The 20,397-nt window shown below is 40.8% G+C and carries 14 protein-coding genes; 5 read left to right on the top strand and 9 right to left on the bottom strand.

Annotation, left to right across the window (positions count from 1 at the left end; genetic code table 11):
* The first annotated feature begins 29 nt into the window (after nucleotides 1-29).
* From GILLI_RS16085 to GILLI_RS16065, 5 genes are all read left to right on the top strand, one after another.
* A complete protein-coding gene (locus tag GILLI_RS16085) occupies nucleotides 30-1,271 on the top strand; it encodes a DUF4153 domain-containing protein (RefSeq protein ID WP_006990181.1) in 1,242 nt (413 codons plus the stop codon).
* A 28-nt stretch (nucleotides 1,272-1,299) separates the two neighbouring features.
* Nucleotides 1,300-1,485 carry a hypothetical protein gene (locus tag GILLI_RS16080; protein ID WP_006990180.1) on the top strand — a complete coding sequence of 62 codons (186 nt, stop codon included), beginning with the start codon at nucleotides 1,300-1,302 and terminating at the stop codon, nucleotides 1,483-1,485.
* Between the two features lie 62 nt (nucleotides 1,486-1,547).
* Nucleotides 1,548-2,438, top strand: a complete 891-nt coding sequence (locus GILLI_RS16075) for an ABC transporter ATP-binding protein (protein WP_006990179.1) — start codon at nucleotides 1,548-1,550, stop codon at nucleotides 2,436-2,438.
* Nucleotides 2,435-6,139, top strand: a complete 3,705-nt coding sequence (locus tag GILLI_RS16070) for an ABC transporter permease/M1 family aminopeptidase (protein WP_006990178.1) — start codon at nucleotides 2,435-2,437, stop codon at nucleotides 6,137-6,139. The genes GILLI_RS16075 and GILLI_RS16070 overlap by 4 nt, the downstream gene beginning before the upstream one ends.
* 74 nt (nucleotides 6,140-6,213) lie before the next feature.
* The gene (locus GILLI_RS16065) at nucleotides 6,214-6,981 is read left to right on the top strand and encodes an oxygenase MpaB family protein (RefSeq protein WP_006990177.1); all 768 of its coding nucleotides are present in this window, start codon (nucleotides 6,214-6,216) and stop codon (nucleotides 6,979-6,981) included.
* Between the two features lie 122 nt (nucleotides 6,982-7,103).
* Here the strand turns inward: GILLI_RS16065 and GILLI_RS16060 are convergent, their stop codons facing one another.
* The 9 genes from GILLI_RS16060 to GILLI_RS16020 form a co-directional block, all read right to left on the bottom strand.
* Nucleotides 7,104-8,843: a hypothetical protein gene (locus GILLI_RS16060; protein ID WP_006990176.1), complete on the bottom strand. Its 1,740-nt coding sequence runs from the start codon at nucleotides 8,841-8,843 to the stop codon at nucleotides 7,104-7,106.
* Complete coding sequence (locus GILLI_RS16055) at nucleotides 8,836-11,049, bottom strand: DUF4175 family protein (RefSeq protein WP_006990175.1); 2,214 nt, start codon at nucleotides 11,047-11,049, stop codon at nucleotides 8,836-8,838. Before GILLI_RS16055 ends, GILLI_RS16060 begins: the two co-directional genes overlap by 8 nt.
* Entirely contained in the window at nucleotides 11,046-12,344 is a 1,299-nt protein-coding gene (locus GILLI_RS16050; RefSeq protein ID WP_006990174.1) for a BatA domain-containing protein, read from the bottom strand. Before GILLI_RS16050 ends, GILLI_RS16055 begins: the two co-directional genes overlap by 4 nt.
* Nucleotides 12,345-13,241 carry a DUF58 domain-containing protein gene (locus GILLI_RS16045; protein WP_006990173.1) on the bottom strand — a complete coding sequence of 299 codons (897 nt, stop codon included), beginning with the start codon at nucleotides 13,239-13,241 and terminating at the stop codon, nucleotides 12,345-12,347. It lies immediately after the preceding gene.
* Nucleotides 13,242-14,255 (bottom strand): AAA family ATPase, encoded by a 1,014-nt coding sequence (locus GILLI_RS16040; RefSeq protein ID WP_006990172.1) that lies wholly within the window; start codon nucleotides 14,253-14,255, stop codon nucleotides 13,242-13,244.
* A gap of 12 nt (nucleotides 14,256-14,267) precedes the next feature.
* Entirely contained in the window at nucleotides 14,268-14,885 is a 618-nt protein-coding gene (locus GILLI_RS16035; RefSeq protein WP_006990171.1) for a DUF4159 domain-containing protein, read from the bottom strand.
* A gap of 562 nt (nucleotides 14,886-15,447) precedes the next feature.
* The gene (locus GILLI_RS16030; protein ID WP_006990170.1) at nucleotides 15,448-16,761 is read right to left on the bottom strand and encodes a TldD/PmbA family protein; all 1,314 of its coding nucleotides are present in this window, start codon (nucleotides 16,759-16,761) and stop codon (nucleotides 15,448-15,450) included.
* 32 nt (nucleotides 16,762-16,793) lie between these two features.
* Nucleotides 16,794-18,434 (bottom strand): TldD/PmbA family protein, encoded by a 1,641-nt coding sequence (locus GILLI_RS16025; RefSeq protein ID WP_006990169.1) that lies wholly within the window; start codon nucleotides 18,432-18,434, stop codon nucleotides 16,794-16,796.
* 402 nt (nucleotides 18,435-18,836) lie between these two features.
* Nucleotides 18,837-20,186: a DEAD/DEAH box helicase gene (locus tag GILLI_RS16020; RefSeq protein WP_006990168.1), complete on the bottom strand. Its 1,350-nt coding sequence runs from the start codon at nucleotides 20,184-20,186 to the stop codon at nucleotides 18,837-18,839.
* Nucleotides 20,187-20,397 lie beyond the last annotated feature (211 nt).

Raw genomic sequence — 20,397 nt, 5'->3', positions numbered from 1 at the left:
GTATAACAATTAATTTAAAATTACAAATCATGAAAGACCAAATATTAACCCACCTAAAGGATCCGGAAAAGCTTGAAATGCTTTACAGATCTAACAAGGGCACCTTCAAAAGCGACTTTGCAATTCTTTATCCTGAAGTAAAAGGCAGCCTCATTGCTGAGTTCTGGAATGAAAGGCTCAATTACGAAAGTGATGAAATTAACTGGAGAAATGGAAAAGACCTGCTATTCGTCCTTTTTGCATCACTCGTTGCAGGTTTTATCGCCAAGCTACCTGCAATCCTCGGAATTGAGGAGGAATTTTTCTATCCCAGGAATATCGGGTTCATAGTATTTCCTATGTTGGCTGCATATTTCGCCTGGAAAAATAAATTATCTATTGGTAAAATTGCAGTTATAGTTATCACTATTCTCACGGGAGTAATCTTCATCAACTCGGTTCCGGACGTACAGGAAAGTGATACCCTCATCCTGTCCTGTATTCATTTGTTACTCTTCCTTTGGGGTATTTTGGGATTTGCTTTCGTTGGTGGAAAACGCAAGAACATTGAAAAACGGCTTGGTTTTTTAAAGTATAACGGAGATCTCCTGGTGATTTCAGCACTCATTTGCATAGCAGGTGGTATTATGACCGGGATTACCATCGGGCTTTTCTCCTTGCTGGGAATTAATATTGAACAGTTCTACTTTGAATACATTGTAGTCTTTGCACTTCCGGCCGTGCCAATTTTGGGGACTTATCTTACACAAACGAATCCGCACCTAGTAGGGAAAGTTTCCCCAGTTATAGCCAGGATCTTTAGTCCGCTTGTACTTGTAATGCTGGTAATTTATTTGGTGGCAATGGTTTATTCCGGAAAAGATCCATACAACGACAGGGAATTCCTTCTTATTTTTAATGTCCTTCTTATTGGAGTGATGGCCATCATTTTCTTTTCTGTTGCCGGTTCTTCCGAATCTGATAAAAGTAAGCCTGAAGTTATTATTCTTATCCTTCTTTCTGTAGTAACCATTCTGGTGAATGGAATCGCACTTTCAGCTATTTTATTCAGAATTTCTGAATTGGGAATTACTCCAAACCGAATTGCTGTACTTGGTGCCAATCTGTTGATTCTTGTCAACCTGGTAATGGTAACAGCCAAACTCCTTAAGGCGACTTCTAAAAAAGAAAATCCCGAGGGTGTTGGTAATGTTATTGCCGGCTACCTCCCTGTGTATATCATCTGGGCAATTATAGTCGCTTTTACCTTTCCGCTAATTTTTGGAATTTAAAATTTCTAACCACTTAAAAACAAATATTATGAACATTTCATCAAATCAAATCACGAACAATCGTTTATTTTCCACCAGTAAATTTAACTATAAAGATATTGTTGGGTCAATTCCCGCAATTCTGAAGATCCTTCTTGCAATTTTCATCATCGTGGCTGCTTTAGGGGTTGGTGAATTATTCGAAAAAATTGAATTAATGAGTATGGATTTTTAATATTCCATCAAGGCCTTCCGCAGAGAAAATAAACTAATAACCATTTTTAAACATAGCAGACTATGGAACTTCAAATAAACAATCTTTCGAAAACCTATTCCAACGGGGTTCAGGCGCTGAAGGATGTAAACCTGACAATTCCCACCGGGCTGTACGGGCTCCTTGGGCCTAACGGTGCAGGAAAGTCAACACTTATGCGGATACTGGCAACGCTACAGGAGCCAGATTCAGGCACCATAAGCCTTGGTGACATAGATGTATTAAAGCAAAAAAATGAGGTACGAAAAACGCTCGGATACCTTCCGCAGGAATTCGGAGTTTATCCCAAATCAAGGGCCGAGGATCTTCTGAACCATTTTGCGATCCTTAAAGGCATAGCTGATAGACGGGCACGGAAAGAAGTAGTGGAAGCACTGCTTAAACAAACTAATCTTTGGGATAAGCGCAGGCAGAAATTGGGTGGCTATTCCGGAGGGATGAAACAAAGATTCGGAGTTGCAGTCGCACTTTTGGGAAATCCGAAGGTAATGATCGTTGATGAGCCTACTGCAGGATTGGATCCGGCAGAGCGGGTACGTTTCCTTAATCTGCTGAGTGAACTGGGAGAAAACAGTGTTGTGATACTTTCCACCCATATTGTAGAGGATGTAAGTGAATTATGTACGAGAATGGCAATTATTGACCAGGGCCAGATCTTGATTGAAGCCGAACCTATAAAGGCAATCGAGGGGTTAAAGGGCAAGATATGGAGAAAAATTATTGACAAAACGGTTTTGCCTGTTGTGGAGCGGGAACATAAAGTTATTTCTACAAAATTATTGAGCGGCCGGACTGTAGTCCATATTTACAGCACTGAAAATCCCGGAAACGGATTTGAAGTTGTGGAGCCCGATCTGGAAGATGTATATTTCAAAACTATGGCTGGACAGCCGGAAACTCCAACCGTACTATGAAATGTAGAGAAATCCTTCGGTTTGAAATACGTTATCTATTACGTCATTTTTCTACGTGGCTCCTGTTCTTGGTGTTCCTGGTATTCGGATTTATAATTTTAAGATTGGTTACGCTTACAGACGGTACCAACTACAACGCCCCGGGAACAATTGCTTTCTTTACTATTTTTGCCAATTTTATTTGGGTTGTAATTGGAGGAGGCATTGCCGGCGAAGCTGCAACACGAGATTTCCAAATCAATATGCATCCTTTAAGTTTTACCGCTCCGGTGAGTAAGAGAAGTTATCTGGGCGGCCGTTTTCTTGCAGCTCTGATTCTTAATTTGATGATCCTGTTTTTTCTTTATCTGGGTTTCCTGATTTCACTGTATGGCCCCGGTTTTAATCCTGAATTCCGCAGCCCGTTCCGTTTCGCCTCCTATCTAACCAATTTCGCTTATCTGGCTGTGCCAACTGTTGTTGCAACTACATCCATTCAATTTACTTTTGCTGCTCTTAGCCGCCGGCCAATAGCCGGTTACCTTGCCAGTATAGCAATAATTATTTTTTCTCAATTTGGCGGGACTACAGTATTATATGCCCTTGACTGGAAGGTAACAGGAGGCTTGATGGATCTCCTGGGAACCAGTATAGCCGCCGATATGGAAGGCTGGTCTCCAATTGAAAAAAATACACGTCTTATCAGGTTGGAAGGTTTGTGGTTTTGGAACCGCCTGTTGTGGTTTGCAATTGCGGTGGGAGTTCTTGCTCTCACTTACTTTAAATTTAATATGAGACATGTAACGCAGAATTCAGGATGGAATCTGTTCCGGCGCCGATCTGCTGAGAAGCTATCAAAAGGAAAAACATCTTCAGAAACCGCTGTAGAGAAACACAGAATATTTCAATCCATAACGGTTCCCAAGTTTCCCCGGAATTTTAGGTTTGCTACCTATGTCAGGCAAGTCCTTGCTCTTGCCCATACCTCTTTTTTGGTGGTGGCAGGAAGCCGCGCCGGACTCACAATTGTTGCAATTTTAGCTATTGGGACGGGCTTGTTTGCAACAGAATACATGCAATTTTTTGGAGTCCCGTTGTATGCCCGTACGGAAGAAGTACTAAGAATTCTAACACCGGCTCTTGGTACCTACAAAACCCATTGGATCATCATTCCCCTGCTCATAATTTTTTACGCTAGCGAACTCATCTGGCGTGAACGGGAGGCGGGAATAAATGAACTATACGACACCGTTCCTGTACCGGAAGCTGTTGCATTCCTTGGAAAATTCCTGGGAATGGCAATGGTAATTGCCTTTTGGATGTCTTTCTTGATGATAGCAGGCATCATAAATCAGCTAATAATGGGCTATTATAACTTTGAGATTCTGGTATATGTAAAGGCACTTTTCGGATTTCAGTTCACCAACTACCTTCTTTTCGCTTTACTTATTTTAGTTATACACGTATTGGTAAATCAGAAGTATCTCGGATTAATGGTCGCCCTCGGAGCCTATGGTTTCATTCTTTTTACACCTACTCTGGGAATAGAGCACAAGATGCTTATTTATGCCTCAGATACGGGCTGGTCTTATAGTGATATGAGCGGATTTGATCCTTTTCTAAAACCCTGGTTGTGGTTTAAATTCTATTGGGCCTCCTGGTCTTTTCTTCTTGCAGTTATAGCTATGCTGTTTTGGGTTAGAAGCAGAGAAAGTGAATTTGGTGCCCGCATTTATCAGGCCCGGCATCGCTTAGGCAATTATAAGCCTGCTTTAATTATTGCTCTTATTCTCGTTCTTTTATCAGGAGGATTTGTTTTCTACAATACCAACATCCGGAATGAATATTTACAAAAGTCCGATTATATGGAAACCCGGGTTGAATACGAACGGCACTACAGCAAGTATAAGTCCGCAGTCCAGCCGGAAATGGCAGTAACTAAATTGCATGTGGAAATTTATCCTGAAGAAAATTCAGCGGAAATTCATGCTACTTATCATCTGGTAAACAGAAGTAATGTTAGCATCGATTCTTTGCATTTTACAACCATTCCGAGGCAGGAGATAGAAAATGTATCTTTTGATAGGCAGGCTTCTCCCGTGGTAATTGACGATAAGTTGGGATACAGGATCTATTTTCTGGAAGAGCCACTAAATCCCGGCGATTCCATATTAATGAAGTTTCTAGTAAATATCAGGCAGCATGGTTTTAGCAATGATGGAGTAGATCTATCTGTGATAGGAAACGGTTCACATATTAAAAGGGGAGACTGGATGCCTACTATTGGTTTTGATGATGACCGCCGTCTTTACGAGGAACGGGACCGGGAAAAATTTGGTCTTCCTGTGCGACCAATCCGGCCTTCTCTTTACGATGTTGAGGCAAGGTACGATGACCGCCACGCCCAACAAATCAATTTTGAAGCTGTGATAGGTACCGCTAAAGATCAAATTGCTGTGGCACCGGGAGCTCTGCAGCGTGAATGGACAAAAGGAGACCGCCGGTATTTTCATTATGCTACCAACGCCCCCATTCATAATGACTACGCGATCTTTTCAGCACAATATGCCGTACGCGAAGCAGAGTGGGTTCCGGAACCAGGGGAGAATTTCGCTGAAATTTTTGCAGATTCCATTCAGCCATCCAACAGAACATCAAAACCGGTTAAGATCCAGGTCTTTTATCATCCGGAGCACGATGAGAATATTGACCGGATGCTTAAGAGTGCAAAGGTTTCAATGGAATATTATTCCAAAGAATTTGGTCCTTATCCTTACAGCCACTTTCGTGTTCTGGAGCGGCCGGGACCAGGGCGTGGGATGCATGCAGAACCAATGACTATAGATTATGCTTCAGGATATTCTTTGATGAATCCGCAGCCGGACGGTCTGGATCTTCCCTACCATATAATGTCGCACGAGGTGGCGCACCAGTGGTGGGGATTCTATCTTTCCCCTGCTACTGTTGAAGGATCAGGTGTGCTTGTAGAAAGTCTTGCAACTTATTCTGCTATGCAGGTGGTAGAAGAGGCTCTGGGATATGAGCATCTGATGCGATATTTGTCTCAAATGCGCCAGGAATATGAAGTGCCGCGTTCACAGGCGGCTCCTCCTTTGCTCCGTGCAAATAACAGTTTTTTGAACTACAGGAAAGGGCCTTTCGCCTTCTATGTGCTACGAAATTATATTGGAAAGGACCGGGTAAATGATGCACTTCGACAATTGCTAAAAGAAAAACCTTCTGAACCACCCTTGCCAACAACCCTTGATCTATACCGGGAGTTGCAGGCTGTAACCCCTGATACACTGCAATACCTGGTGAAGGATCTCTTTGCCGAAAATACTTTTTGGGAGCTAAAAACAGATGTAGCAACTACAAAGAAGTTAGAAACAGGTATGTGGCAGGTGACATTGGAAGTGAAAGCCCGCAAGATAGCGGTGGACAGTATGGGTATTGAAACAGAAGTTCCTATGAAAGACTGGATAGAAATTGGAGTTTATGCCCCACGCGAAAAAGACAAATCTTCAGGTAAAGAGATTTACCTTAAAAAGCACCGGATTAATTCAGGAAAGAAAAGATTCATCATTAATGTATCTGAAGAGCCTAATAATGCAGGAATTGATCCTAACCACCTTTTGATCGATCTCAACCTTCAAAATAACACCAGAAAGGTAAAAATTGATGGGGTGAAGGAAGAGGAAGAGGAGAAAGGTATTTTATAGAAAATCCAGTTATGCAGCGGGGTAAGGTTTTTGCAATTAGGCTAAATATAGATTTAAAGAATAAATGAAAGAGAATGGAATATTTTGTAGAAAAGGATTCAATAGTCCGGGAGATTTGGGGAAAGGGGGATACCATTCTTTTCATATTCGCAGGTGCCTCTGCAGAGTTTGCACTTAGCAAGGCTGTAGACTGGCTATATTTTACCGGCCGCTTACCTACCGATCCCCTGGGCAGGCTTTTCTCCACTGTCTCCTATGCCCGAGCAATTGTTTTTTCTGAAAAACAAGCGGCGATGGGAGCTATCGATTCCATAGTGGCAATACATTCCACAGTAGAAGAAAAACGCGGCGCAACCATTCCTGACTGGGCGTATCGGGATGTGCTTTTTATGCTCATAGGGTACTCCATAAGTTCCTTTGAAATGATGGAACGAAAGCTGAGCAGAGATGAAAAGCAGGAAGTATTCCATGTCTTTTACAGAGTTGGCAAAAGAATGGGTTTGAACGGGCTACCCCAAAACTTTGAAGAATGGGAAAAGATGCGGCAGGAACACATCATCCAGAATTTGCAGCACAGCCATTACACAACCGACCTGTTCCTCCAGTACCGAAAACATTTGGGTATGATGCGCTATAGCATCTTACTGGAGGCACAAACACTGGTAGTGCCAAAAAAGGTGGGCGAATTACTTGGCCTCCGGAGAATCTCGTATTTAAATCCTATACTTGGAATCTATAAGCTGAGTAGAAGCTTAAAGGCAGATTGGTTGTTTAAAGCCCTAATCCTGCCGCCCGATTATAAAAATGAGATAAAGGCGCTGGATCACATATCTACCGGATAATTTCCTCCTATAAAATGTAAGAAATTTAATTTTAGGGAACACTTAATAATTCTACTTCCTGGCTATCTTAGTCTAAAAGCACTCGGGAATCTATCGCAACCTTTAAATTTGGGTTTTTAACCTCACAGCTTCGGCTCCAGCCATAATCCTCCCATACAAATCAGGAATAATCCAAAGAACCACAGTGGATTAATAGGTTCTAAAGGCCGTAAGCCCTGCCCTACTATCTCTGTACGGATGAAATAGCGCCTATTGGCTTCAAAAGTATTAAACGCCGTAAGAGCCTTCCAATGTGTTTTATTGGTTACATAATATTCAAAAACCCCGGAAGTATCTGCTTGAAGTGTATTCCACCCGGATTGTTTAGGCCAGGTGGTTCCTTTCCAAAGCGTTGGAAAATCAACCTCCTGCATCAACGGAATTGTATTTCCCTCCTTGTTTTTAACCTCAACGGAGTCTAAAACGGTTCTTAACCTAAAATCATAAGGCTCATGCTTATAAGCGATCATTTGGTTCTTCTCCCATGCCACAGCAGGATTTTCTTTCCTGCTTATATTTTCCACCACCTGCGACCATATTTGCTTATATGCCCTGGTATGACCATCCAGAACAAGCTGGTAGGTATTTGTGAAAACCGTAGTACCAATCCTCCCAAACCCATTTCGTTTATATCCGGTCGAAATCAAATTATTGGCTGAATGAATAGATTGAATCCTGAAATCATCTTTTAGGGTATAAGGATGTATAGGAAATTTTATTCCCGGCCATTGTTCTATACTTACTTCTGTAGCTGTAATCCTTTCAAAATCCAAATCTGCCAATATTCCCGGAGATTTAAAAAAAGCATCATCGGCCTGTATAAAAACCCCCAAACCGTTCTCTCTTGCCGAGTTTTCTATAGCGCTTCTTTGATTTCCGGGAAGGCTACGCAAAGCAGCAGCATCTATTATGAGGAGATCAAAAGGTTCGAGACTATCTTCTGTCAGGATTCCCAACGAGCTGCGATTGGTATTGAAATATTCATATTTGTAGCGACCTGTTGTGATCTGGCTTCTCACCGTAATACGATGCCCTGCTTCTGCCAGAAAATTTTTCAGGTAACGGGTCTCAAAGGTGGGAAAGCTGTTTATTACCAATATCTGTAAAGGTTCTTTTTTGGCTACCTTCACCGGCACCGGATCTGATGTCAAAATTTCACCAAAAGAATCCTTTTCCACCAGGGAAAACAGGTATTTTCCCTCCACTTTTAATTCGGCAGAGAGCCTGAAACTTCGTTTTTCTTCTGTATTAAAAACCAGTGAATCAAGCCCTGTTCCGGCAGGATCCTGCATTACAAGTTGGTTCCCGCTTTTGGGATTTGCATACAACCCCTTCAGCACCAGCGAATCCCCAACAAAATTCTCCTGTTCATAGTTCAGTTTTACAACCCCTTCAGACAGGTTTCCACGAAGGAACAATGCTGGAGTATCATCCAGCTGCCACAAGTCATATTCCCTTATTCCATGACCAAGGATAAATATATTTTCAGCAGTTCTAATTTCTTTTGAAATCAATTGTCCGGGTTCATATTCCAGCTGTTTTATTTTTTTATGTGCTTTTTTAAGACTGTCTAACTGAAACTTTTCAAATCCATGTGTTAGCAATACAAGCTTATTCGAGTCTTTATCACCAGGAATTGCTGGTTTTAATGCTATAAGAATCAATGAGGAGATTGCTAAAAATGCCAGTAAAACCTTAAAATACAAACGATGCTTCCCGGATTGTGACCATTCTTTCCAGATAAAAGCAATTAATAAAATCGCTGCACCAAAAGAGATTGGCAAGATTAAATATTCATTTAAAAATGTGAAATTATCAATCATTCAGCTCCAGTTCCTTTAAGAATAATTCGTTGATCTCTCCTGAAAAATTTTTTCTTTTTCCGGGCATGGGTTCTGGTTCGGGAATTGCTAAAAGCAGTCCGCGTTGAACATCGACGAACATTTCCGGTTCGTTTTGACGTTCCTGGGACAACCATTTAAGGTTTTGCAACGTCTGCAGATATTTTCCCGGCTCGTCAATGGCTTTCTCTGCGAGTTCATTTCCTGCCTGTTCAAAAAGTTTTCTGTCTTCGGAATTAACCGGAAACCCATCAGCAATTAATTGCTCCAGCCTTAAAACCGCTTTTCTGATAAAAGGATAGGATTCCGGTTTTTGGAGATCCTCTTTCTTCTGAAAATTGGTCACCTCATCAATTTTCCCGGTTAAGCGTACTTCTTCCTTTATGGGCGGCGGATCAAATCCAATACGATGCACATAAATGCGCGCACTGTTCTTGATCTCCTGGATCAAATCTAAAGCCTGATATTGATAAGGCAGGGATTTTTCCGGTTCATACAAACGCAAATAAAGTTCTGCATCCCACATAATATTGAGTGCCTGCCGGAGTTTGCTCCTTAAATTATCTGTAAACAGGGTAGCCGATTCCGGATCGCCGTGATCGTGAAGAAATTCTGAGAGAGGGTCTTTCGTATTTTCATTATCCTCTTCCTCGTGGTCGTGTTCCGGTTCTACCAGATTGTGCTCATTAGCTCCATCGTGATCGTGGGTGAATTCGGCAAGCGGATCTTCCTCCTCCTCATTTCCCCCAGCTTCCTGCGCTGTGATCCCGCCTTCAGATTCATCACCCATAAACTGTCCGTATTTCAATCGGAGTGCTTTTTGGTCGAAACCAAGATCATTGCTGGTGGAATTAAATTTTACTTTAGATAATTTGTTCCGTTCGCTGATAAGCTTTTCCGTATCTATAATCAATTGCCGCTGGCTCCTGAAATAATCCGGCATAAGATCAACTCCCAGGGAACTTTCCACAGCCCAACCATAGGAAACCGTGTCTTTAATAACCATAAAATAGGTCTCACTTCTGGATATATTATCCACAGGCTGTTTCAGGTCCCTCGCTTCAATATAAAAATACAGTTCATCCCCGGGCTCCATTTTCATTTGATCCAGGTCTATTTTCTTTGACAGGCTCATGCTTTTAGCCCCTCGTTTAACCGGCTCTTCAAAACTCAGTTTTTCTTCCCTAAATTTTACCGCTTCTCCAGTTCCCTTGCTTACCGTGGCAATAATAAATGCATCTGCAATTCCAAAATCATCGGTTATCAAAGTATTGAATTCCATACGTTTTTCATCATCAAAATTGAAGGAAGAAAATTGTTTAAGGGCGTCGATCTCAATTACAGGACTTTTATCCGCGATTACTTCTATGGAATACAGCTTAGAAGCATAGGAGCCTCCAAGCGTATCCATAAATCTAAAATTGTAAAAACCGGAAGTATTTAAAACCGAAGTTCCGGAATAAGAATGCTCCACCAGTTTCATTGGATGGCTGTTCCCCATACTTTCCATAGTGACACTGTCAACTTTAGTGCTGAATTTCAATTTCCAGGTGGCGCGGGAACCTTCTACCGCCCGAATATCCATTTTTGAAGTAGAAAAAGAAGAAACCCCGGTATAGGCCGGATAGCTTATTATTAATTCCTGGCTCTCCAAAACAGGTGGATCGCTTTCTGCTGAAGCAGAATCTGTAGGTTCAAAAAGGATGGTTTCATGTTCTTCCACCAATGGCTGGGAGCTTCTAAAATGATTGGTTAGGTTAAACTGATACATTATAAACCCAAATAAGATCAATCCCGAAGTGATTAAACCGGCTTTTAAAAGATTGTTTTTCGGTTTTATGCTGCCTATTTTTTCTTTGAGTTCTGCTGAAACTTTTTGCTGCTGAAGCTGCGCCAATCCAGACAAACTTTTTTGTGGTACCAACAGTAAACCTGTACTGTATTCCATAGAATTCAATTTCCCATCGATATAACAGCTTATATCCTCCAACTTCAAACTCCAAGGCCGAAGAATAAGAGCGCAAATCGATGCAACCAGCATAAAAACCACCAGTGCCAGGATTAGATTAAGAAAAAGAAAATAGATTAGCAAGGCCGGCCCAATAGCATAGAGGAAGATCTCCATCCAACGCATAAGCTGCCAGCGGTTTTTAAATCGTATCAATATGTCTTTTCCCGCTGTACTCATTGTTTTCTATAGGCTGAAAGGATCCTTTCTGAAATGAGCAAAAGCCCCAGCAGTACCCATAAATATTTAGAGAGATCCAGGGCTTCCGAAAAATCCTTATTTTTTACAATTCCCTCTGAAACAGGCAGAAGCTCATTGCTATCCATTACTCTCCTGTCATATTCTTTTACTTTTTCTCCCAAATCCTCATGCAATCCCAGCAAGCTTAGCAAATGCTCAGGTAAATGCTGTTGGGTGCTGTTTTCAGCATTTAGCATACCGGTGAGGTGAAAAACCTTTGCTGAAGCTCCCTCTTCTATAATAGAATTAGCAAGGCTATCCTGTTTAAAAACCAGCAACGGAACTTCGGTTTTTGGAACCGGAGTCTCGCTTAACCACACAATAAAGTGATATTTTTCGGTTTTTGATGTGTCCAATTCCTGAATTAACTTTACTGCTATTTCCCTATTCAGATAATTTGAAATTGCCCTGAAGGAAGCACGGATGTATTTCATTTCAGCAATTCGATTTTCGTCATACCTCACTAAAACATTCAGGGAATCGGCTTTATTCAGTGACATCCATTTTTGATCTTCCGAAGAAGAGATCATAATGCTGTCTCTGTTTTCGTTTATAACAAACCCGTCGTTGTTTAGAGGAAGAAGTTCTTTTTCAAACCTCAAACTTTGATAATCGCTTTTTACAGAGATCAATTCAATCTTATCTCCTTTTTGAACAGCTTCTACAAATCCCTTTTTTGGTTCCCCGGGATCCAGAACGATCCAGTTAATATTTTTACCTATCTCCGGTCGCTTTCCTCTAAAACCTGAAGTAAAAGCATTTGTAAAGACCACAATACTATCTGTATGTAAATCTTCCATTTCCTTGGTTAGTTGCCAGTAATTTGGGATACTGAAATCTGTTTCCTCAAATTCCTCCTTTTGATATTCAGGAAAACCTGATTGAAACAGCTTTTTTTCAGCATCTTCCTCCAGGGTATCTATGAGAGAATTTACATTTTCATAACTCAGTAAGGAAGGTTCAATGAGATAGGTTAAAGGTATATTTTCTCCTTTTGTTTTAAGCTGAGGGGCTGCCAGGATAAGCACAAGGATGGTAAGTACAAGCAACCGCAATAGCAGAAGCCATAATTCGTTTAATTTTATACTACTGCTTTTTTTGGGATCCGATTGTTTGAGAAATTGGATACTTCCAATTTTGATGGTCCTGCCTTCCTTTTTACTCCATAGATGAATGGCTAAAGGAACGGCGAGTCCCAGTAAAGCCCAGAGATATGTCGGGTTCAGGAAAATCATTTACATCAAATTGTTTCGTTTCTTTAAAAATAGCTGTAGCGCTTCTCCTAAATGTTCATCCATCCGGAAAAGCTGATAACTAACACCCTTAGCCAGTAACGCATCTTTGGTATTCTTTATCATTTCTTCCACAGATTTTAAGTAGGCGCTTTTTGCTTCTTTGGCATCCACCTTAATTCTTGCTCCGGTTTCCAGATCTTCAAAAGTCACCGTTCCTTTATAGTCGAATTCAAGTTCATTTTTCCCCATAATATGCAGCACCACAACTTCATTTCGGGCTGTTTTCAGCCTATTTATAATATTGGTTAGTTCCGAAGTATTTTCATACATATCGGTAATAAAAAAAATGAGTTCCTTATGACTTCGGTCATGAAGTTTTTCAGTAGCCAGTGTACCCTCCGGCCATTTACCTTCATTTTTAATATTGATAAGTTCTAGTAGAAGTCGGTTAAAATGCTTTTTTTGAACCCTTGGATACAAGCTGTGCATATGGCGGTCATTCAGAGCAAAAAGCCCGATAGCATCTCCTTGATTTTGCGATAAATATGCTAAAGAGGCTATTAAAACCCGGACATAATCCATTTTAGAAAGTCCGTTTTCCTCGTGCAACATGGATTTGCTGGAATCTAAAATGAATTTTACCGCAATATTGGTCTCTATCTCCGATTGCTTTATGTAATACCTGCCGGATCTGGCGAGCATTTTCCAGTCCAACAGCCTAAGATCATCCCCGGGTTCATACCCCCGATACTGGCTAAATTCCATTCCCGGACCCACCCGGCGACTGTGATTTAACCCTGAAAGATATCCATCTACTGTGACACGGGCGATGAGAGCAAGGCCGCTCACTGTATTTATAATTTCAGGTTTTAGTAACTGATGATAATCCTGCTTCACTTAATTTCCTCCCTTTGTAGCTACTGTATTTATTTTTAAAAGTTCCTTCGTTACATCATCTGAAATTATTCCTTCAGCTTCTGCCTTAAAGTTCACTATGATCCTGTGACGCAATACCGGGAAAGCTCCGTGTTTTAGATCTTCCAGGGTAACTGCAAGCCGACCTTTCATCAGGGCGCGTGCTTTGGCTGTTAAAATCATCGCCTGTCCGGCTCTTGGTCCCGCTCCCCAGTTCACCCATTCCTTAACATACTCATTATCTGTTGTTTCTGGCCTTGTAGCCCGTATCACCGTGTTTACGTAAGAGACCAGGTCATCACTGATGGGGACCTCCCTAACCAACTCCTGCAAACGAAGAATTTCAGAGCCGGTAATTACAGGATTTATTTTTTCCCTTTTACTGCTCGTTGTGTTTTTCAAAATGTCTTTTTCTTCGGTTTCATTGGGATACCCTATTTTGATGTAGAACAAAAATCTATCCTGTTGTGCTTCCGGCAATGGAAAAGTTCCGGATTGCTCGATAGGGTTTTGTGTAGCAAGTATGAAAAAAGGGCGCTCCAACTCATAGGTCTTCCCGGAATAGGTCACCTCGAATTCCTGCATGGCTTCCAGCAATGCAGCCTGAGTTTTTGGAGGTGTCCGGTTGATCTCATCGGCAAGAATGATATTGGCGAAGATAGGCCCTTTATTAAACTGAAAGAACTTCTTTCCCGTAGTATGATCTTCTTCCAGGATTTCGGTCCCAATTATATCGGATGGCATAAGATCCGGAGTGAACTGAATTCTTTTGAACTTAAGAGCTATGGCCTGTGCCAGGGTTCTTATCATAAGGGTTTTGGCCAGTCCCGGAACTCCTTCCAACAGCGCGTGTCCTCCGGCAAGAAATGTAATAAGCAACTGCTCCACGGTTTCCTCCTGCCCTATGATCACTTTTCCGATCTCTTTTTTTAAATCATCCAGTTTTCCTGTAAGTGCTTTTACTTCCAGGTCCAAATCGGCTAAATCTCTATTCATATAGTATCTCTTTTATGATGTAAGCGCATACATCACGATATTAACTCCAAAACGGGTATTATCTCTTTTATAAAATCGTTTGTTTCGGAAATCGTAGTCCCATTCACAGCCATAGTCCTTATTGCTGTATAAAACTCCAATCCTGCCGTTGATCTCAATAGCTTTTAAATATTCGTGAACAAGATCATCTCCCCAACCATTAAGCTCCTGCGAAGTAGTTGGAGGGCCGTCCTCAAATTTAAAGAACACATTGTAAAGCTCATGATCATTGGAAATCTTTTTTAGTTCAGCAACCCCAAAGATCTCTTCCATTTGCCGTTCAAAGGATTTGGCGAATAGACCATCTATATCATGATTACAGTCATCGGCAAAAACGAAGCCTCCATTACGAATGTATTTTTCGAAATTCTCTTTTTCCTTTTTGGTGAACTGCACCAACTTATGACCGGAAATATAGCAAAACGGGCATTTGAAGATCTCGTCACTGCTCAATGGAATAATGTTCTCCTTCTTATCTACCCCTAGCGTGGTATACTCCACAAGTGAATTCAGCAAATTTGAAGGCATGCGCTGATCTACATCCCAGTCTCCTGACTCGTATTGTAATCTTGTGAAGAAGAATTTGTTCATCCTGGAGATTCTAGAAATTAGATATTAGACTTGAGAAAGTAGGTATTGTTTAAAGCATTATGGAAAAAAACTATGAGAAATTGGTAGAAAGGTGCTTGCATTAACCACAAAGGGCGCAAAGTTTTCGCAAAGATCGCAAAGTCTTGCTATTCCATTCGGCACTTCTGTCAAGAAGTCTTTTTCTAATTTTCAAATCAATAATTATCCTGTTGGTTCATTTTTTAATATCATTTTTTTTCTTTGTGTCCTTTGCGGTTTTTCCTGGCGTCCTATGCGTTTAAATAAGAACGAAGCAAAAACGGCAATCTTAATTGAGCTCTCTAAAATAATCCACAATGTTCTAAATCATAAGCATATTTTTAATCTATAAAAATCAGAGAATTTTATTTTAAAACCAACCAAAATGCCATTAAGGAACGATTGGATTCTATTCCTTATTACCACCAAACATCAGGTTGCGGCAAGGAAGGCACTACACTCCCCCTTTGGGCGCAGCGTCTCAATAAACAAAAACTGGTTGTGAAAATGAACTTCACAACCAGATTAAAATAGTTAGAAAATATTAAACGGCATCAGATAAACTGGTAAAAGTGAAATCCCTCACCTTCATATACGGTATTAAATTACCATTGATTCGCACCTGCTGACCAAGTTCTTCAAGGTTATTAAGCATAATAATCGGGCTTTCGTTGAACCTGAAATTCTTGACAGGATACCGGATCTCGCCGTTCTCTATATAAAAAGTTCCATCCCGGGTAAGTCCGGTATAAAGCAGAGTTTGAGGGTCTACGCTGCGTATGTACCACAAACGGGTTAGCAAAATTCCTCTTTTTGTACTTTTTATAAGATCTGCAAGAGATGCATCTCCCCCTTCCATGATAAAGTTGGAAGGAAAAGGAACTGCCTCTGTTCCTTTTTCTTTAGCCCAATAACGATCGTAGGCAAGATTTTTCACCACACCATTCTCTATCCAACTGGTTTTCCTCATAGGCATTCCTTCGCCATTCCAGGTAGAAGTGGGTACTTCGGGATGCAAAGGATCACTCCAAATATTCACTCGTTCGTCTACGATTTTTTGCCCAAGTTTGGTACCGCCATCTTTAGACATGAAACTCCGGCCTTCATCTGCCGTACGAGCATTAAAAGCCCAGGACATATTTCGCAAAAGGTCTACAGAAGCTGCCGGTTCCAGGATAACTGTATACTTCCCTGGTTCTATCGCCCTGGCTTCCCTGGACATAACAGCTTTATCGATAGCGACCTTTGCAGCCTCATCTGCATCAAATTTCCTGATATCATTAAAATCTCTGGAAACCCATCCCGATCCTGTTCCGTCATTGGTTCTCATGGTCACGGTAAAATCAACATCGGTAGATTTATTGTAAGCAAAAAGTCCGTTGGAGTTCAATAAAGCCCTGAATCCTGAAGAATCGTTTAAAAATCCTGCTGCGGTAACGTCCTTTTCTGAAGCAGGGTTAATACTGCTTGCAGCCACCCTCGCACGATATTCAGGAGTTATATTTGCAGTTGATTCTATAAAACTTCTAGGTTCATCATAGGTTTGCGGCCCCAGGGGAGACATAAATTCAGGGTTTTCAGGAGAAAGTTTCGCAAGTTCCTCTGCCCTTTTCACAACTTTTTCCAGTGAAGCATCGTCAAATTCGTCTATGGTAGCCGATCCGGATTGCTTTCCAAAACTGGAAGTAACGCTTAAATTTTGATTTGACCTGTGACCTGAGGTTGAAACCGTATTTCGGGCGTAGCGAATGTTTCCGCTTTCGCTTCCTCCCAGACTCATCTCACAGGCATCTGCGGTGGAAAAGCTCAATGCCTTTTCCAGAATCCGTCGTGCTTCTTCTTTTGTATATATTGCCATTGTAGTATCTCTTAATTTAGAAAAAAAGGTTTTTAAACAGTACGACCTGTATTGATTACATTTACATCGTTAAATCTTGAAGTGGAACTCCCATGTGAAACTGCACTTACCTGAGAAGGCTGGCCTTTTCCATCGAAAAAGGAACCAAACATACGGTAATCACTCTCATCACATATTTTGGTACAGGAATTCCAGAACTCCTGGGTATTGGACTGATACGCTACATCATCCAGCATTCCCACAATTTCCCCATTTTTGATCTCATAATATACAGTACCTCCAAACTGGAAGTTATAACGTTGCTGATCTATGGAATAAGAACCTCTGCCCGCGATATAGATCCCTTTTTCAACATCCTTGATCATTTCATGTATGGAATATTTTTCTTTCCCGGGTTCCAGGGAAACATTCGGCATTCTCTGGAACTGCACATCATTCCAGCTTTGCGCATAACAACAGCCGTGAGATTCATTTTGATCGATCATATGGACCTGGTCACGAATAGCCTGATAATTTTTCAATACCCCGTTTCGCACAAGATCCCATTGTTTTGTTTTCACTCCTTCATCATCATAACCCACAGCACCCAATGATCCTGGCTGGGTTTTATCGGCAAAAAGATTCACAATATCGCTTCCATATTTAAAGTCACCAGATTTCCACTTATCTAAAGTGGCAAAACTGGTTCCGGCATAATTTGCTTCATATCCAAGGACACGGTCCAGTTCAAGCGGGTGTCCTACAGATTCGTGAATGGTAAGTCCTAAATGATTTGGTTCGAGAACTAGATCATATTTCCCGGGATCTACAGATTTTGCATTAAGCATTTCCTTGGCTTGTTTTGCAGCAAGCGTAGCATCTTCGACAATATCATAGCTATTACGGTATAACCTGAGTCCGGCAGGACCTTCCAGTTTTTCTGATTCCAGACCATCCAGGTATTCGTAGCCCATTCCCATAGGTGCACTCAAGGCATCACGGGATTTAAACTTATTGGCAGCCCTGTCAATTGCGGTAACTCCAAATGTTGGCCAGATGCGGTGAATATCCTGATCTATATAAGAACCTTCGGTAGAAGCAAAATATTTCTGCTCATTTACCATGAAAAGATTGGAGTTTACAAAGTTGGCACCATTGTCCATAGCAGCTGCATTGGCTTTAAGCAGAAGTTCTACTTTTTCAGAAACAGGTACTTCTTTAAAATCTTTTTTAACAGGAGTTTTCCAGGAAACTTCCCCGTATGCCTCCACCGGAGCAAGTTTTACGGGATCCTTCTGAATTATAGAATTGGCTTTGGCGATAGCCACGGCCTGATCTGTTGCTTTTTTTATCCCATCTTCAGTTACATCATTGGTAGATGCAAAACCCCAGGTACCATTTGTGATTACACGAATCCCAATTCCGAAAGATTCAGTATTCACAACATTTTGCACTTTATCTTCCCTTGTAGAAACATACTGATTAAGATATCTGCCAATTCTGGCATCGGCATAGGTTGCTCCCAGTGATCTTGCTGTATTCAGGGCGACATCTGCAAGTCTCTTTTTAACTGCGATATCCATTCCCGGATCGAGCAATGCCTCTACCGGAATACTATTTCCCAGGAAAAGGGATGGCATCATTAAAGCGCCTGTTCCTAAACCTGCTAATTGAACAAATTTTCTTCTTTCCATATTAAACCTCCTTTTATTGACTGAATGAATAAAAATATTATTGAATGCTGTGAATTAACGAAAAACACTATATTAAATAATGATATAACTTATTCAAAGCGCTCTGAAGCAATAGTTATTTTATTTTTAACTATTGCTGAAATTGCCTAATAAATCTATTTTTATCCTTCTATAGTCACTTAAAATTCCGGAGGGAATCCAGGTAAGCTTGCTTGTTCTTGTTAATAAAATCCTAAATTAGTAAATTTCTTATATACAAGCCAATTTTTTATAGGATGTATTTCTATTTTAAGATTTTATCATTCTTTGGGAAAGAATTGAAAAGAATTTACTTTTAAATAAGATCTGCTACCCCGAAGTCTCCTCCCAGGTAAGTTATTTTTTGGAAGACAATAACTTTCTTTAGCGATCTTCTTCTTTTTTGATCACTTTCCTTGCTACTTCGATCTTGAATTTTTTTCCCTTCATCTTTTCATTGCTTATATTTTGTAGCATAGAATTGACCTTACTGGTTTTTACAGCCGCGAATGAAATAAAATCCTTCACCTCTATCAGGCCAAGATCACCTTTTTCAAGTTTCCCTTTTTTTGAGAAAAATCCAACGATATCGATTTTATTAAGTTTGTTTTTCTTCCCACCACTTATATAAATGGTTTCAAATTCGGGGGGATTTGGCAATTTGCTGTTAAAATCAACTTGTAAGATCTCCATTTTCTTATCCAGATAATCGGGTGTTTCTTCAGCCTCACTTTGGATAATATATGCGGTTCCGGTTGCCAACATTCTGGCGGTACGTCCGTTTCTGTGAGTGAATTCATCCTCTTTATGTGGTAACTGGTAATGGATTACGTGGTTCATTTGCGGGATATCCAGCCCACGGGCGGCAAGATCGGTTGTGATCAAATAACTCACACTTCCGTTTCTAAACATAATCAATGCCCGTTCGCGTTCATCCTGATCCATTCCTCCGTGATAGTAGGTTGCATGAATCCCTTTTTCATTCAAAAGATCACTTATTCGCTCGGCGACTTCCCTGTAGTTACAAAATACCAAGGCTGCTTCCGAGTTTAAAGAACAAAGCAAATAGAAAAGGCTATCGATTTTATCTTTGTCTTTTGAAATTACCAATTTCGAAGTCAGGTTTTCCTCCGGAGCTGCCATTGAGCTAAAATCCAGGATCTTTGGGTTTGAAACCCCGGTATAACGTGGAATCTCCACTTCGGAAGTAGCCGACACTAAAATACGTTTTTTGAGTTGAGGTAAATTCTGAATAATGAAAGACATTTGATCGTGAAACCCCATTTGAAGCGATTTATCAAATTCATCCAGGATTAGGATCTCTATTCCGGAGGTATCAAATGAATCTCTTTCCAAATGATCCATGATCCTTCCCGGAGTACCAATAAGCAACGCTGGAGGATTGCTAAGGTTATTTATTTCAGTATCTATGGAATGTCCTCCATAACAGATATTCACCTTATAATTGGTTCCCATGTTTTTCCAAACCTGTTCGATTTGCAAGCCCAATTCCCGGGATGGAACAAGGATAAGGCATTGCACATTTTTAACGCCGGGTTTAAGCATTTCAAAAACCGGTAGCAAAAACGCGAGGGTTTTTCCAGAACCTGTGGGCGAAAGCAACAAAACATCTGTTTCTTCCAGGATAGCTTTTCCGGCAAGCGCCTGCATTTTATTAAGCTTTTCAAAGCCCAAATTGGAAAGTATGTCTCTGGATTCAATTCTATTTTTCATCCGGCAAAGGTAAGTTAATTCGTTGATGCTGGAAATCGGGATTTGAAATAAGGATTCCTTGACCCGGGAATCCTCAATTGTATCTTATTTAAATTTGCTAATTCACTAATGATTTATTTCAGTTTAAGAAGCTTTCGTTTGTTGGCTTAGTTCCACATTATATAAATCTCGAAACAAAAAAAAGGATCAAACGTAAACGTCAGATCCTTTT

The sequence above is a fragment of the Gillisia limnaea DSM 15749 genome (assembly GCF_000243235.1).
GTDB classification, from domain to species: Bacteria; Bacteroidota; Bacteroidia; order Flavobacteriales; family Flavobacteriaceae; genus Gillisia; species Gillisia limnaea.
This window is presented reverse-complemented; position numbering and strand designations above follow the sequence as displayed.

Excerpts from the sequence above, each read along its gene's own strand:
- GILLI_RS16065 (WP_006990177.1), top strand. The coding sequence starts at position 6,214 with ATGGAATATTTTGTAGAAAAGGATTCAATAGTCCGGGAGATTTGGGGA.
- GILLI_RS16060 (WP_006990176.1), bottom strand. The coding sequence starts at position 8,843 with ATGATTGATAATTTCACATTTTTAAATGAATATTTAATCTTGCCAATC.
- GILLI_RS16025 (WP_006990169.1), bottom strand. The coding sequence starts at position 18,434 with ATGGAAAGAAGAAAATTTGTTCAATTAGCAGGTTTAGGAACAGGCGCT.
- GILLI_RS16035 (WP_006990171.1), bottom strand. The coding sequence starts at position 14,885 with ATGAACAAATTCTTCTTCACAAGATTACAATACGAGTCAGGAGACTGG.
- GILLI_RS16055 (WP_006990175.1), bottom strand. The coding sequence starts at position 11,049 with ATGAGTACAGCGGGAAAAGACATATTGATACGATTTAAAAACCGCTGG.
- GILLI_RS16050 (WP_006990174.1), bottom strand. The coding sequence starts at position 12,344 with ATGATTTTCCTGAACCCGACATATCTCTGGGCTTTACTGGGACTCGCC.
- GILLI_RS16030 (WP_006990170.1), bottom strand. The coding sequence starts at position 16,761 with ATGGCAATATATACAAAAGAAGAAGCACGACGGATTCTGGAAAAGGCA.
- GILLI_RS16085 (WP_006990181.1), top strand. The coding sequence starts at position 30 with ATGAAAGACCAAATATTAACCCACCTAAAGGATCCGGAAAAGCTTGAA.
- GILLI_RS16020 (WP_006990168.1), bottom strand. The coding sequence starts at position 20,186 with ATGAAAAATAGAATTGAATCCAGAGACATACTTTCCAATTTGGGCTTT.
- GILLI_RS16040 (WP_006990172.1), bottom strand. The coding sequence starts at position 14,255 with ATGAATAGAGATTTAGCCGATTTGGACCTGGAAGTAAAAGCACTTACA.
- GILLI_RS16080 (WP_006990180.1), top strand. The coding sequence starts at position 1,300 with ATGAACATTTCATCAAATCAAATCACGAACAATCGTTTATTTTCCACC.
- GILLI_RS16070 (WP_006990178.1), top strand. The coding sequence starts at position 2,435 with ATGAAATGTAGAGAAATCCTTCGGTTTGAAATACGTTATCTATTACGT.
- GILLI_RS16075 (WP_006990179.1), top strand. The coding sequence starts at position 1,548 with ATGGAACTTCAAATAAACAATCTTTCGAAAACCTATTCCAACGGGGTT.